The sequence below is a fragment of the Arcicella sp. GW821-FHT09D11 genome, assembly GCF_059416265.1.
Map to the genome: position 1 here is coordinate 200,916 of NZ_JBWKOV010000004.1, position 14,708 is coordinate 215,623.

Annotated in this window: 16 protein-coding genes; 1 reads left to right on the forward strand and 15 read right to left on the reverse strand. The window is 36.4% G+C overall.

The window, feature by feature from the left end; translation table 11 throughout:
• Positions 1-23 precede the first annotated feature (23 nt).
• From AC07N0_RS13640 to AC07N0_RS13650, 3 genes are all read right to left on the reverse strand, one after another.
• A complete protein-coding gene (locus tag AC07N0_RS13640) occupies positions 24-191 on the reverse strand; it encodes a FeoB-associated Cys-rich membrane protein (protein ID WP_494589610.1) in 168 nt (55 codons plus the stop codon).
• A gap of 18 nt (positions 192-209) precedes the next feature.
• Positions 210-1,013, reverse strand: a complete 804-nt coding sequence (locus tag AC07N0_RS13645; protein WP_494589611.1) for an inositol monophosphatase family protein — start codon at positions 1,011-1,013, stop codon at positions 210-212.
• Positions 1,014-1,159: 146 nt separating this feature from the next.
• Positions 1,160-3,604: a putative glycosyltransferase family protein gene (locus tag AC07N0_RS13650; protein WP_494589612.1), complete on the reverse strand. Its 2,445-nt coding sequence runs from the start codon at positions 3,602-3,604 to the stop codon at positions 1,160-1,162.
• A 254-nt stretch (positions 3,605-3,858) separates the two neighbouring features.
• Here AC07N0_RS13650 and lolA1 point away from each other — a divergent pair, with 254 nt between their 5' ends.
• The gene (lolA1, locus tag AC07N0_RS13655; RefSeq protein WP_494589613.1) at positions 3,859-4,494 is read left to right on the forward strand and encodes an outer membrane lipoprotein periplasmic chaperone LolA1; all 636 of its coding nucleotides are present in this window, start codon (positions 3,859-3,861) and stop codon (positions 4,492-4,494) included.
• A 157-nt stretch (positions 4,495-4,651) separates the two neighbouring features.
• Here the strand turns inward: lolA1 and AC07N0_RS13660 are convergent, their stop codons facing one another.
• From AC07N0_RS13660 to AC07N0_RS13715, 12 genes are all read right to left on the reverse strand, one after another.
• On the reverse strand, positions 4,652-5,446 hold the full coding sequence (locus AC07N0_RS13660) for a sterol desaturase family protein (RefSeq protein ID WP_494589614.1): 795 nt from the start codon (positions 5,444-5,446) through the stop codon (positions 4,652-4,654).
• A gap of 193 nt (positions 5,447-5,639) precedes the next feature.
• Positions 5,640-6,947: a UDP-N-acetylglucosamine 1-carboxyvinyltransferase gene (gene murA, locus AC07N0_RS13665; RefSeq protein WP_492803251.1), complete on the reverse strand. Its 1,308-nt coding sequence runs from the start codon at positions 6,945-6,947 to the stop codon at positions 5,640-5,642.
• Positions 6,948-7,026: 79 nt separating this feature from the next.
• A complete protein-coding gene (locus AC07N0_RS13670; protein ID WP_309921222.1) occupies positions 7,027-7,863 on the reverse strand; it encodes a DUF4290 domain-containing protein in 837 nt (278 codons plus the stop codon).
• Positions 7,864-7,904: 41 nt separating this feature from the next.
• The gene (locus AC07N0_RS13675) at positions 7,905-8,234 is read right to left on the reverse strand and encodes a diacylglycerol kinase family protein (RefSeq protein ID WP_492803253.1); all 330 of its coding nucleotides are present in this window, start codon (positions 8,232-8,234) and stop codon (positions 7,905-7,907) included.
• Positions 8,235-8,508: 274 nt separating this feature from the next.
• Positions 8,509-9,177: a DUF1361 domain-containing protein gene (locus tag AC07N0_RS13680; protein ID WP_494589615.1), complete on the reverse strand. Its 669-nt coding sequence runs from the start codon at positions 9,175-9,177 to the stop codon at positions 8,509-8,511.
• Positions 9,158-9,583, reverse strand: a complete 426-nt coding sequence (locus tag AC07N0_RS13685; RefSeq protein ID WP_494589616.1) for a hypothetical protein — start codon at positions 9,581-9,583, stop codon at positions 9,158-9,160. Before AC07N0_RS13685 ends, AC07N0_RS13680 begins: the two co-directional genes overlap by 20 nt.
• The gene (locus tag AC07N0_RS13690) at positions 9,580-11,070 is read right to left on the reverse strand and encodes a DUF4153 domain-containing protein (RefSeq protein ID WP_494589617.1); all 1,491 of its coding nucleotides are present in this window, start codon (positions 11,068-11,070) and stop codon (positions 9,580-9,582) included. The genes AC07N0_RS13685 and AC07N0_RS13690 overlap by 4 nt, the downstream gene beginning before the upstream one ends.
• Positions 11,071-11,108: 38 nt before the next feature.
• Positions 11,109-11,408 carry a winged helix-turn-helix domain-containing protein gene (locus AC07N0_RS13695; RefSeq protein ID WP_494589618.1) on the reverse strand — a complete coding sequence of 100 codons (300 nt, stop codon included), beginning with the start codon at positions 11,406-11,408 and terminating at the stop codon, positions 11,109-11,111.
• Positions 11,409-11,650: 242 nt separating this feature from the next.
• The gene (creD, locus tag AC07N0_RS13700) at positions 11,651-13,069 is read right to left on the reverse strand and encodes a cell envelope integrity protein CreD (protein ID WP_494589619.1); all 1,419 of its coding nucleotides are present in this window, start codon (positions 13,067-13,069) and stop codon (positions 11,651-11,653) included.
• Between the two features lie 96 nt (positions 13,070-13,165).
• Positions 13,166-13,465 carry a winged helix-turn-helix domain-containing protein gene (locus tag AC07N0_RS13705; RefSeq protein WP_492803262.1) on the reverse strand — a complete coding sequence of 100 codons (300 nt, stop codon included), beginning with the start codon at positions 13,463-13,465 and terminating at the stop codon, positions 13,166-13,168.
• A 48-nt stretch (positions 13,466-13,513) separates the two neighbouring features.
• Entirely contained in the window at positions 13,514-14,125 is a 612-nt protein-coding gene (locus AC07N0_RS13710) for a hypothetical protein (protein ID WP_492803263.1), read from the reverse strand.
• Between the two features lie 83 nt (positions 14,126-14,208).
• Positions 14,209-14,673 (reverse strand): nuclear transport factor 2 family protein, encoded by a 465-nt coding sequence (locus AC07N0_RS13715; protein WP_494589620.1) that lies wholly within the window; start codon positions 14,671-14,673, stop codon positions 14,209-14,211.
• Positions 14,674-14,708 lie beyond the last annotated feature (35 nt).

A 14,708-nucleotide genomic window follows, 5' to 3' on the forward strand; every position in this document is an offset into this window, starting at 1 on the left:
CACTCAATTACAATTCGCAACTCTTACTTCGCTTCCATCTCAGCAGCAATTTTGTCAAAATCAATTGCTCCACACGAGCCACAACCTTTAGGGCAACCTGCATTCTTTTTGATACTGAAATTCTTGATAACAATATTGCCTAAGTATGCTACAGCCGCTAAAAATATGATAGCAATAATGACATTTTCCATGATAGTCTTTATTTAAAGTTAAGACTTTGTGATATTCCAATTACGAACAATCACCTCCTCTAATTCAGAAAACATTCCACAGCCTGCAATTAGTTCACGTCCGAACACGAAATCGTCGCCACCTTTAAAATCTTTTACAAATCCACCTGCTTCTTGAACAATCAAAGTGCCAGCAGCTACATCCCAAGGCTTTAGATTGTATTCAAAAAAGCCCTCAAAGCGTCCGCAAGCAGTATAGGCTAAATCTACAGCAGCTGCCCCAAAACGACGAAGTCCATGTGATTTTTGCATCAATTCTTTCAAGATACCAATATAGTTTTCCATCAATTCAAAATCATAATAAGGAAAACCTGTTGCTATCAAGCTTTCGCCTAGTGTTTTGGCAGAAGACACTTTAATAGGCTTTTCATTCAAATAAGCACCTCCGCCAAGCCATGCACTAAAGCATTCGTCTCTATTGATTTCGTAAACTACGCCTAATACAATTTTACCTTCTTTGATTAAGGCTATTGAAATAGCAAAAACAGGCACGCCGTGGATATAATTAGTAGTGCCATCTACAGGGTCAATAATCCAAGCTAGCTCATGATTTTCGGCTTGTTCCGCTGTGCCTTCTTCTGCAATAAATCCAGCTTCAGGAACAATTTTAGAAAGCCCCTCTACTAAAAGCTCTTCTGTTTGTTTGTCAACATAAGAAACTAAATCATTCAGCCCTTTGTATTCAATACTATCCTTACTAAATTCTGAGGCTGCTTTTCTAACAAATTCTCCCGTCTGACGGGTTAAATTGCTTACTTCTGTTGTTAGTTGTTGTAAGTTCAATGAGTTATTTTGTTAACTTTATTTTCCTGCCCCTCGTTCTATATTATTAAATATGAAATCTGATTTTACCCGCTGATTTTCAGAGATTTTACCCGCTGATTTACGGGGATTTTTAAAAACGAAATCCGATAACCGAAATCCGACGGCTATTTCTTCTTCACCTCAAAAAATATCGCTAAGCCTAAAACGCTTACCAATACAATTGACATAATAAGGTCTACAGTTCCACCTTTTTTAACTGATTCTGGTTCGAATTTAAATTCAATTGTGTGTTTTCCAGCAGGAACTACCATCGCTCTAAGGATATAATCTGCTCTTAGGTGTGGCTTATATTGTCCGTCGATATAGGCTTTCCAGTCTATATTGCCACGGTAAAATATTTCAGAGAAAACAGCCAATTGTTCTGTTTTAGCGTCTGACTGATAGGTTAATGCATTTGGCTTGTACGACGTCAACACAATTTTATTGGCAGCACTGTCTGGCTGAATTTTCAAATTAGCCACTTGGTCAGCAAATCTTTTGTCGATGAAAGCAATATCTTTAGGCTCAAACTTATCTAAAGCTTTCATTTCTTCATCAGCATTGGCTACAATTTTAAATGAATTAACAAACCAAGCATTACCACAAGCCTCTGGATTTTGCTGTGCCACTGGCTGACCTGTCTGCTGATTAGGCATGATGAAATACTTCGTATTCAGCATATTCAATACCTGCATATTGTTTTTGGCAATCTGGTTTTCAATGATTTCTGAATAGCGACGTAATTTAGCCCCATGATACCCACCGATAGATTGGTGATAATACGACGCTTTAGCATCACTACTGAAACCACCAGCGGCTGCGGCATCAAATACTCTGTAGATACTTTTATCTTTCAGAATTTGCTCATCGGCAGCAGTTGGAGTAAATAGTTCTTCGTATTCAGAATTAGAAACGAAGTTGTCATTATTGAAATAGCGTTTGTCAACTCCGAATAAATCTATTACGATTAATAAAATTAAAACAGGATAAAAAATACCTTCTTTGATTTTGCCCGAAACCCATGCCCAGATTAAACCCGCAGCCAATAGTATAAAGGCTAACGAACGGAAAGCATCTGAACGCATCAACGACTCGCGGTCTAGTACAATACCTCTCAGGATTTGAGCATCAACGCCCTTGTCACCTGTGATTTGCATTGCTTCGTCGCCTACAGATTTGAAACTAAAAAACAAGCTTGGTATAAGCGCAAAAATTACGCATAATCCAGCGGTTAATGCCAACCCATAAATCAATGGCTTTTTGATAGTTTCAAATGTTGGTTTGTTATCACTAATCTGTTTTAAAGCCAGCACGCCCAATATTACCATCGCTAGTTGCGTAAGCGATAAAATCATGGTAATAGCTCTGAACTTATTAAACATTGGGAAGTAATCAAACATTGGGTAGTTTAACAAAGGGAAGTTTTTACCCCAAGCAAGCATCGTGAAAAACACGGCTGTGCCTACTAACCACCATTTTAATGAGCCTCTCACTAAAAAAGCACCCAAAGCAAACAAGAAACAAATGATTGCTCCTGCATATACAGGTCCACCCACATTAGGTTGGTCGCCCCAGTAGGCTGGTCCTCTTTCAGTAAATGGCAAAGCGTTCTCTTCTGGAATACCCGCATTAACCATTGCTTTTAAGGTCTCTGATTTTTTGCCTCCCAAGGTTCCGCCCATTGTTCCACCATAAAAATTAGGAATCAATAAAGTGCCCGTTTCGCCAATGCCATAGCTATAACTAAAAGCATAATCGCGGTCTAAACCACCCTTCGACTCTGTATTGCTCGTTAATTCAGACTTACCACGAATGGTTTCTTTAGAGTATTCGTAGTTATTCCAAAGACGCATGGTGTGGTTTGCTACCCCAACAAACGACCCTAAGCCCAATGCTAATAAAGCAAAGACGAGTGATTTGATTTTTCCTTCCTTTACATGGTTGATTATCTCAACAATAACGTATCCGAAAAGCAACAAAGCAAAGTAATAGGTAATTTGTACGTGATTGGCATAAATCTCCAAACTCATAAAGAGTGCTGTCAAGGCTCCTCCCAATAAATACTTGCCTCTAAAGCATAATACTGCCCCTGCTGCTATCATCGGAGCATAAGCCAAGGCAATGGCTTTTGAAGTGTGTCCTGCGGGTAAAATAACCATATTGAGCGTGCAGAAAGCATAGCCGATGGCACCAATGATGGATTGCCAAGTATTTGCTCCCAATACGATTAATAGAATATACATACCCAGCATTTCTAAGAAAATAACGTTGATAGGCAATGGTAAAAAGCCCATTATATCACCACCAATGGTTGAGCCTATGCTATTTGGGTAGGCACCATGAATCATATAGGCAGGCATCCCTCCAAACATCGAGTTTGTCCACCAAGGCACAACACCTGTTGCTTTGGTAAATTCTGTAGATTCGTGTGAAGAAGCCAATGACATGGTGATGTCGTGTTGCTTTAATTTTTTGCCTTGTAAGGCCGGAGAGGCATAAATTCCTGCAAGCACAACAAAAGCAATGACTGCGTATAAATGTGGGAGGAATTTCTTGAATGAAAACTGCATATTTTTTTGTAAGATTTGGACTTAAATTACCTTGTATGCAAAGATAAAGTTTCTAATTTGAAATTTTGCATGAAAGCTACTTACTCCGCTTTAAATTAGGGTTAATAAAAAATAAGGTTAGCAAATCGTTAAATCGAGGCGATGGTTTATTGAAATTTTGAACTTTTTAAGCACCTTTGTGTTTTTATTACGATTGATTAAACCAAACAATACTTGTTTTGTCCAAACGAAAGCAAATTAAAATATATTACAAAATGATGAACAAAAAGATTTTTTCACTTGCCATTTGCTTAATAATTACTGTAGTAGGGGTAAAAGCTCAAGATTCGAAGGCTGGAGTAATTATTGATGCCATGCAGAAAAAGTACAAATCAATGAAAGCATTTAGTGCTTCATTTACGTATGGTGCGGATGGTTCAAGTCAGGTTTTGCAAGGAAATATTACGGTAAAAGGACAAAAATATCGTTTAAAAACAAGCGGACAAGAGATTTATAACAATGGTAAAGAGGTTTCTACGTATATCAAAGAAACGAATGAAGTGAATATTTCGGAATATGAACCATCGGATAATGATTTGAATCCTTCAAGAATTTATTCTTTTGATAAAAAAGGGTATCGTTATGTGTTTATTCAGGAAGTAAAAGAAGGAGCGGAGTCTTATGAAGTAATTGAGCTTTCGCCAGAAAAGAAAGGCACGCAGGTTTCGAAGGTGAAAATTAAATTGAATAAAAAAGATAAGTCTGTGAAAAGCTGGACTATTACCGATAAAAATGGTAAACGTCAGACTTTCAAAGTAAACAATTTTGTTCCTAACGTACCTGTAGATGATAAATACTTTGTTTTTGACAAAAGTAAATTTCCGGGTGTTGAGGTGAATGATTTGAGATAGGTTTCTGTGAGACTTTAGGATGTTGGACTGTAAGACTTTAGGAAACAGTCTAAGCATAATTTTTATAAAATAGATAATAAATGCCACTCACTTCACTAGCGAGGGACTTAAGTCCCTCGCTAGTGAAGTGAGTGGCATTCGTCTTTAACAGCGTTTTCTACTGAATTTCCTTTCTCTCCTCAAACTCTTTTACAAAATTAGGGCTTTCTGTTTTGCCTATCTTGTCCCAAAAGGTAAAGTACAAGCCATAATTGTAGCGATAATATTTATGGTGATGACTGTGATGTGTAGCGCCAATCATGTATTTGCCCAATTGGTTGCCAACGATGTTTTTAGGATAAATTTCAATGTCTAAATGGTTAATGGCCGCAGTGACGGTCATAATAGTTAAATGAATCACGATAGCAAAAATATGCATGGGTAGAAAAATTACAATCAATGGCATAATTAGGGCTTCTAAAATACCTTCGATGGGATGGAACGAGAAGGCCGTCCAAGCGGATGTAATTTTACTTTCATGATGAACATGATGTACTATTTTGTAAACCTTTGGTTGGTGCATCCAACGATGAATCCAGTAATAATAGGTTTCATGAATGAACATCGATAATAGAATACTAACAGGAAACCACATGAGTGGGAATGCATTAATATCCAGATAAATAGCTGTATGTCCTTGTTGCCAAAGTACTGCTGTAAAAGCTCCGATAACAGAAAATATCAAGGCGGTGAGTAATGACCAAAATATTTCTTTGCGGAATTGTTCTGGAGGATATTGCTTTTTGTTGAGCTTTCTAATTTCCCATGTTTTTGATTTCCAAATGTAGAAATAAAGGTGAAATATACTTGCCAACAAAAAGTAACGAAAAACCACTATGGCAAATATGACGATGCATAGCCACAAAAAAACAATCGGTTCAGCAAAGTTGAAATTAAATACGTTTGGTATCATATTGTTTCAACTTTATTGAACCGAAAAATGTTTTAAAAATTTTGAGCTATGAGCTATGAGCTATGAGCTGTCAGTCATCGGCTCTCGGATTTAGTTTGTTGCATGATAGAGGGTAGCGTAAGAAATTTGTAAATCACTAATTCACAACTCACAACTAAAAAAACTCATCACTCACAGCTCACTACTCATAGCTTTAAAGTCTTACAATCTCAGCACCGATAGCATTCAAACGCGTATCAATGTTTTGATAACCTCTATCTATTTGCTCAATGTTTTCAATGATAGAAGTACCTTTTGCTGACATTGCTGCAATCAAAAGAGATACCCCTGCACGAATATCAGGAGACGTCATTCTGATACCTCTTAATTGTTGCTGACGATTTAACCCAACTACAGTAGCACGGTGTGGGTCGCAAAGGATAATCTGAGCACCCATTTCAATCAATTTGTCAACGAAGAACAAACGGCTTTCAAACATTTTTTGATGAATCAATACCGTTCCTTTTGCCTGAATAGCGGTTACTAATACAATGCTTAGTAAGTCGGGCGTGAAACCCGGCCAAGGATGGTCAGAAACGGTAAGCATAGAGCCATCAATGAATGTTTCTAATTCATAATGTTCTTGAGAAGGAACATAAATATCGTCACCTCTGATTTCTAGTTTAATCCCCAATTTTTGGAAAACCAAAGGAATAATGCCTAAATCTGGAATAGAACAGTTTTTGATGGTGATTTCTGATTGCGTCATAGCGGCCATACCGATAAACGACCCAATTTCAATCATATCTGGTAACATCGTATGTTCAGTACCTGTCAATGATTCAACACCTTCAATCGTCAGTAGATTAGACCCCACGCCTGATATTTTAGCGCCCATTCTATTCAACATTTTACAAAGCTGTTGCAAATAAGGCTCGCAGGCTGCGTTGTAAATAGTAGTCGTACCTTCTGCTAATACTGCCGCCATTACGATATTGGCTGTACCCGTTACAGAAGCTTCGTCTAACAACATATAAGAGCCTTTCAATTGCGAGGCATCTACTTCATAAATTCCACCTTCTTCTTGGCTATAATTGAATTTTGCACCCAATTTCATAAAGCCATAAAAGTGGGTATCTAAACGTCTACGACCAATTTTATCACCACCTGGCGAAGGAATTCTACCTTTTTTGAAACGTGCCAACGTTGGTCCTAACAACATTACTGAACCACGGAGGGCAGCAGCTTTTCTTTTATAAGTTTCTGAATTTAAGTAATCAAGGTTTACTTCAGAGGCATCAAACTTTACCGAAGATTCTGCGATGCGAGTACAACGAACGCCCATATCGCCTAGCAGGTCGATTAACTGATTCACATCTCTGATATTCGGTATGTTATGAATCGTTACAGGGTCTTTTGTCAATACTACTGCACACAAAATTTGCAATGCTTCGTTTTTTGCTCCTTGCGGAATAATTTCGCCTTTCATTTGGCGACTACCAGTTACTTTGAATGATGCCATGTTTAAACCTTGTATTGTCTATCTAAAAAGTTGAGATAAGTATTTTGGAACGATAATATTGAAATACCTACATCACAAACTATCTTCTGTTTCTATTATTGCTGTTGTTATTATTATTGTTACGATTATCGTTTCTGCCGTTGTTATTATTACGATTATCGCTTCTACCACCGTTGTTTCGTGGGTCTCCACTACGATTGCCATCGTTTCTTCCTCCGAAGTTCTGACGACCTCCGCTATTGTTATTACGACCATCGTTTCTACCACCGTTGTTACTACTAACGTGTGTATTTGGTGGAGTAGGACGGTTGTTGGCATTACGAAGATTACCTAGCGACGAATGTCCTGAAATAGCATGCACGATAGGAGCAAGGGTATTGTTAGAAATCTCTAAGATATGTCCCCAGATTACCTCGTCGTCTACTACTTCACGATTCCAGTTTTGATAGAACGTTTTCATCAAACGCGCGATATGAGCCACCAAAATACGTTTTTCATTATCGTCTGTTTCTGCAATGGCTCTGGCAATCAACAATTCTACATTACGGCCATAATAGCGATAACGCAATTGATGCGTATTATAAGGAACTGTTTTAGGAAGTTTACCTACAGCATCAGGTGATGGCGGAGGGAAAGGACTATCAACATCCAACTTGAACTTAGACATGATGTATAAATCATCCCAAAGTTTGTTGGTATAATCTTGCGTATCGCGCATATTAGGGTGAACCTGACGCATCAATTCAACCAATAAATATGCATATTTGGTACGCTTCTCTCTATCTTGAACCGTTAGGATATGGTTCACTAATTTCTGGACGTTGGTTCCGTATTCTTTCATGATATAATAAGGACGATTTCGGTATTCGTCGTGAATGGCTCTTGCTAAAAGGCAAAAATAGGAATATTTATTCAATGAATTTCTGAAAGCCTTAAAACTTTCAGCAAGATGAATATTTATAACGAAAGTTTAGGGATAAATATGATAATTCCTACAATTATCGCAAAGATTGAGGCAATTAGCACCGCACCAGCGGCAATATCTTTGGCTTTGCCCGCCAACGGGTTAAAATCAGGAGAGACTAAATCTACCAAGGTTTCGATAGCAGTATTAACGGCTTCCAGTATCCAGACTAAGGCAATTGCTAGCAAAATCCAGAGCCATTCGTTTGAGGAAAGATGAAAATAAAAACCTGCTGATACTACTATGGTAGTAGCTAAAAGATGAATACGAGCATTGTTTTCAGTAATAAACATTGAAACTATGCCTTGAATGGCAAAAGACATACTTTTTATGAATTTCCGAAAATCAATCATTATTTAATAGTAGGTTTTAAATTTTACTAATCAAGATTTTATATTATTCTAGCGTGAGCATTTGATGAAATTCCACTGTTTGAGCGAAGCGAGACGGGTCGCCGTTGCGATTGGAATTTCTTGATTTTCTTTTGCGGTCCGCCGCGCGGTTACTTTTCTTGTATCAGACGGGCACGCCTAGTGAAGAAAAGTAAGGTCTTACAAAAGGAGAAAATAATTTTTTAAGTATAAAATATATGAAACATTAATCATTCAAATGAATTAAGCTATAAAGCATACAATATGCCAAGCCTATAAAAGTAGCAAATTCAAAAGTTATTAAAATAGCCGTTGGATTGCCAAACGAATGTAAAACATATTTGGCTAATGGCATAGGATGAATGAAAAAATCCCATGAATTAAAGCGTTCAATCCTACCCAAAAACACTCCATAGCCCGATAAAGTAATCGAAGCAATAGTAAATACCCTGCTTAGTGATTGAGAGAAACAGGCAGTCCATATTTTCTGAATCCAGTACAAAGAAAGCAGTCCGCAAATCAGACTTACAAAAGCAAAAGTATAAATCATTATCTGATGATGCCAATATGAACTGCCATTATTCGTATAAGGGTAAAGGTGAACCAAATCAGTGATAATATAAGGGGCATTCGGAAAAAACAATAACCATACAATGCTATAAGCCAATATTTTAAGAGGCTGATTCAAGTTGGTGGAAACTAGTTTTTCCATGTATAGCACAATGAAGACAGGTACCCAAGCAAGAAATAGATTCCAATTGATGCCTATTAAATAGATATTATGGAAAAAGAAAGCCTCAAAAAGAAATAAGGATACGGCCATGCCCGACATCAAGCCGAGGCTAATAAACACTTGTTTTCTCCTAGTAGAGATACTATACGTTTTCATGCTCATTTTCTTGGTGTTTAAAGTATAAATGATAATAGCAAAATATATTGACTAGCGAGTAGATAAAAAGAACTGCAAAACCTCCAATAATCCACGTTAATTCATCACCCTCATGTTTGCCATTATATAACATAAAGGCCGTGGCAAAGGCAGTAAGTGTATAGCAACAGAATATGGCGAAATAGTAATAAGTTTTTATATCTACTTTTTTATAGTAGGATGAATATAAAAACAGACACGTTTCAATAATGAATACCTGGATAAGCAATGCAAGCGTGCTATAGAATATTAATATCCCTAAAGCATTAAATGAAAATGTTATCTCATCTACGTATGTAAAGAGTCCTGTAAAAATTACAGCACTCCCCGCTAAGGGTGAAAGAATGATTGCTCTAGCTCTTCTTTTGCTCATTTGCTTATTTGTTTGAAAATTTGCTCATCAGCATAATTCCAAGACTGCCATTGTTTTGCCTTGTAATTATCCTCAAATCGTTTTAATGCGAGTAAAATAAATGCTCTTTGTGAAATGATAGGTGTAGAACTAGTATGATTGTCATTTTTTAAGTGGGTGTAGTTGTATACGTTAGTATTAAGATTGACTTTGGAATTACTTAGTAAAGACTTTGTCGCGGGTAAGGTGTTGTCGCTGAGGTTTAATAAATAGGTTACATCTAGCTGTTTGGCTGTATGAATATTGTATTGAGCAATGGCATTGTCCCAATTGATAAAACTGCTGATAAGCAATAGACTATACGCAAACCAAGTGTTGGTTCTTAATAAAAACCAAAGGGTTTTTCGGTGTTGTACTTTCCAGAAGGTGGTGATGATACCAGCCATAGAAAGTATTAAGAAAACATATACACCTATACGTTTGTAAGTCAAACCAAACTCGGTGATATACAATTGGTTTTTGAAAATAACACCTGTTAATAAGATAGTATTCTGCAAAAGCCATAGATAAGAAAGCCTTTGTAACCATTGATTGTTGGTATAGAAATTCTGGTTAGCTCTGAAATAATACAAAATAAGGCTAACGGCTAAGAGGGAACTAAAAATCAGGGTATTTACGCCTTGATGAACATATTCAGAATAATTTACGCCATTGGGTAATGCCTGATTTGAAAACATGGTAGAAAAATCAACAATGTTAAAAAATAGAATAAGCAAATTCAGCATCGTAAGCGAAATAATACCTTTTGTATTTTCCATTTTTAGGATAGTCAATTGAAAATGTCTTTTCACTTTTCTCTTGACTCTCACTAAGGCATTGGGTTGGGCAACATCCCATTCGGTGAGACTTTCACTAAAAAATTGGTAGTAAAAACCAAAGCTTATGAAGATGCCTAGTCCTAAGAAGAGGAGGTATTTCCCTGAAATAATGTCTAGTGAAAAATGAAAATAGCTTTGGAATACAGGATTGGCAGAAGCATATAAAAAATAAAAGACCAGCGTAATTAATAAAGGGAATATATAGAAGGCGGCAGATTTGCTGATTGAAAAACTACTCTTCTGTTTTGCAGATTGATGAAAAATATATTTATCAAAGCCTTCAAATAATACTTTAAAAAAGGACATCATCAACGTGCCAATGCCCTTATATAAACCTACATACACCGAACTTTGACTATGATTGCTCAGACCAATCAGTAAAACCAAAGAAAAACCATTGGCTATGATAGCCAACATAGAATGTTGCCAAATAATCATAAGAGCCGACAGAATACTTCCGCTGACAGCTATGAGCCAAGTCTTATTATTTAATAAAGCAGGGCGAACGATGAGCATCGTGCTAATAACTACAAGTGTAATAACTAAGAAATTAATGCCAGCCGTTTGTTCATAAAACATATAGCTGAATGTAAGGGAGGTAAGTGCCAGCGAGATTTTTTTAGTATCCATGATATCTTTAGTTGCAAATTACTTTGAGTTTAAATTTTTTATAGAGAGCCTTTGATTAATGCTTCCAAAGCATTCAGGTGTTCTTGAAAAGCCTGTTTTCCTTCTACAGTTGCCTGAAAAGAAGTGTGGGGCTTTTTGCCAATAAAGGCTTTTCTGATTTGTACGTATTTTTCTTTTTCTAAGGCGGTAATATGCGAGGCCAGATTGCCATTGGTAACATTGAGAGCCTCTTTGAATTCATTAAAATCAACCCAATCGTTCACTATCAAGAGTGACATAACGCCTAGCCTTACACGGTTTTCGAATGATTTATTTATGTTAGAAATAATAGTTTTCATAACCTTCAATCTGATAATTTATAAGATTCAATTATCAAACCTTTCAATCAAGATTCATATTTACGGTATGTCAGAATGCCGTAGGTAATGTGTAAAAATGCAAAGCCAATTGCTTACTATTGGTTGAGAAAACCAACAATTAAGCCCAAAACGATTGATAGGAATATTGAAATTTCTCATGATGTTTAGAAAAATGGACAGCTTGCCTGTTTAAGCAGACAAGACTGTCCTGCATAGAACTATTATTCTTTATTATTGTAGGCACGATACCAGTCTATATTTCGTGTTAGATACATCACAACCGTTAGAATGATTAATAAGCCGATACTTCCAAGGAGTAAAGAATAATCTTCCAGTTGTAGTAATGAATAGAAAAATCCATAAAGCAACGAAAGTATGCCATTGAATATCAGTGTTGTGCGTGAATTTTTGAAAATGCTTTGCGTGTAAAATGTAATTAAAGTCAGTATCGTGACACATCCGATTAGGTAGGCAATATTGAAAGAGAGATGTTCGGAAATTGCCAATAAAAGCACATAAAAAAGACAAATGGCAAACCCTACCAAAAGATATTGAATAGGGTGCAAGCGCTTTCGATTAAGAATTTCTACGAAGAAAAAGGCGATAAACGTGATGACAATAAACATCAAATTATACTTGGTTGAACGCATCGTTTTTTGATACTCATCAACTGGCAAAAGTAGTTTTACACCAAATGAACTTTGTAATTCGCCAATAACTTTTGTAGCCACACCGTCTGAATAAGCAACTGTTGTTTGGTCGTGAGGAGTATTATCTTGATAATTTAGGGCTAAACCGATAAAATTACCAACTCCTTGTTGAGGATAATTTCTATTTAGATGCAATTCATTCCAAACAGCTTTAAAGCCTTTTTCAGTTATTTGGCGTTCGTCGGGTAAAGATTCCCCCACGAAACTCGGCGTTCCCCAAGATGACTCTATCGTTACTTTTGTTGTTTTTCCAAATGGGAGAAAATCAATCTCTTTACTACCATTTAGGTTAATGTGAGCGTCAAAATTGATTGTTTCAGCCGCTAAGTTAATCGGGCAACTTGCCCCAGAAGCAAATAAATCTTTTGATTCAATGCCAGAATTCATTTCGGCATCTATACCATTGATTTTTAGTTTAATTGCTTCTTTAATTCCTTTCATATCGGTTATTCCAAAAGAGATAAAAGCTTCAGAAAATAAAAATCTTTCTTTCGGAATTTTCAATAGCTCTACATTAGGCTTTTTGAAAAAGCCCTGTATATGAAGTTGAGCATTATAAAGCATCACGACATAAATTCCCCTATATCTTTTTTCTGGAATCAGTTTTCCAGTAATGTTGAGTTGCTCGGGTAGGAAATGAGCGTATGCTATTACCGTTGACTTTTTACCTTTATCATCTTCCTGAATGATGGTGTAGGGAATGGTAATAACTGCCCCACCAATGGTCTGATTACTTCCCCATTTAGAAGTTATTTCTTCCTCAGCTATATCTCTGGTTATTTGTCTTTCATGAATCAAACTTTCTAACATTGTAGAAGGAATCATCAATAACAGTATGAGAATGAAGATGGAAAAAAGTTTTAGCATGACCGAGCTTTTTACCCAATTATTAAAGCGTTCAAAAAGTGATAGTTTTTCAGGAGTTTCCATGGTTATATTGGAGTTAAAATAGTGTTGTGCAAATTACTTTGAAATTCAAAGTGTAAAGTTTTAAAAAAACGAATGTATACCATTCGTCTAAGTTTGTTATAGAGAGCCTTTAATTAACGCTTCTAAAGCATTCAAGTGTTCTTGAAAAGCCTGTTTCCCTTCGACAGTTGCCTGAAATGATGTATTGGGTTTCTTGCCAATAAATGCTTTTCTCACTTGTATATATCTTTCTTTTTCTAGGGCAGTAATATGCGAAGCCAAATTACCATCGGTAACGTTAAGGGTATCTTTAAATTCATTAAAATCTACCCAGTCGTTCACCATCAAGATAGACATCACACCTAACCTTACACGGTTTTCAAAAGATTTATTTATGTTAGAAATAATAGTTTGCATAATGTTCAATCTGATAATTTATAGGAACTCAATTATCAAATCTTCAAATCAAGATTCATATTTACGGTACATTACTATTCCATAAACAATGTGTAGTACGCCAAAACCAATAGCCCAAAATAGTAAACCAAGCTTCCATTCGTCTAATACACCACAAATTAAGCCCAAAACGATTTCGATATAACCGAGGTATCGAATATCATCATAAGTATATTTAGAGGCATTCACAAGGGCTAAACCATAAAATACCAACGTGGCGGCATCTATTAAATGCGGTGCGTGCTTTAATAAAATCAAGCTAAACAAACCACCCGCCACCAAAGGAATAGCCATGTTTGAAAAGAGTCTTTTAGACGAACTACTCCAAATGTTTATCCCTTTACGTTTGGCATTTCTGATACTAAAATATGCCGAAACGCTAAGTGAAAGTATTAAAACACTGATGCCGTCGATGATAATATATTTTAACAACGGGGCATTGTCTTGTAAATTCAAGTAGTTAGAAGGATACTCAGACAAAATTCTTTGATAGGCCAAATAAGCACCTATCAAGGCAAATGAGCCTGCAAATACGCCTGATAATCCACTAAAGGAAATAAATCGGCTGGAACGTTCCATCATAGAACGTATTTCAGAGATATCTTGTAAGTGTTGATTCATTTTCAAATTACTTTGTATTGCAAAGTACAATCTAAAAAAATAAAATTCCAAATGTTTTTTGAAATTTTATTTAATAATGTTCATTACTCACATTTCCTACGCGTATCAGCCAAGGAAATAATTTTCCAACCGCTTTCGGTTTTATAGAATTGAAAGGCATCTACTCCACAATGTTGGCGTTTGCCATTCACATACAATTCGTAGGGCGTCCAAGCGGTTGCCATGTTGCTATCTACTCTGATTTCGTAGCTTAATACTCTTTCTTCTATTTGTATATTGGCTGGTAATGAGCCAACGTGTTTTATAAAACCATCTGCATTCTCCTCAGTGGTCAAAGCCATAAGGTTGGTCTTACGATCAATACCAATTGACTGCATTCTGATAGAAGGATGGAAGGTACTACGAATCATCGTAGAGTCGTGCTTTTGCATACCATCAAAAAGTTGCACTACTACAGCCTTCACCGCTTTTTCTTCGGGATTTTGAGCCAGAACAGCAAAAGTTGTACATAAGAGAAAAAACAAAAAGTAAATAGATTTTTTTAACATAGCAGTATTGTTTAGTGACAAAGTGAATGAGTAAT